Genomic DNA, 304 nt, shown 5'->3' with positions numbered 1-304 from the left:
CCCCGACGGCGCGGCCGCGCCAGGGGCTGATGCTCGCCTGCGTCCTGGCGATCGCAGCCATCGTGGTAGGCGCCTTCGTCACGCCCGACGGCGCGGGCGAGCGGGGGCTGCTGGATCGCATCGATCCGGCCAGTGGCATGCTGTGCGCCGCGTCTATTTTCGTGCTCTCGCTGCCGATTGTGGCGCTGCTAGGCGCTCTGATGCGGAGGGCCGCGCCGACCCAGCCCCGGCTCAGCGCGCTCGCCTCCGGCATCGCCGCCGGCGCCTGCGGAGCCTTCGTGTTCGCCTTCTGCTGCCCCTTCAA

The 304-nt window shown here is 72.7% G+C and carries 1 protein-coding gene; it reads left to right on the top strand.

Going from position 1 to position 304, the window contains the following annotated elements; all coding sequences use genetic code 11:
- Positions 1-29: 29 nt before the first annotated feature.
- Positions 30-304, top strand: a 275-nt coding sequence (locus tag AC0IYH_RS30710; RefSeq protein WP_471837939.1) for an NrsF family protein, incomplete at its 3' end; no start/stop codon positions are given.

This window comes from Pseudomonas sp. AC463 (assembly GCF_979253585.1).
This window is presented reverse-complemented; position numbering and strand designations above follow the sequence as displayed.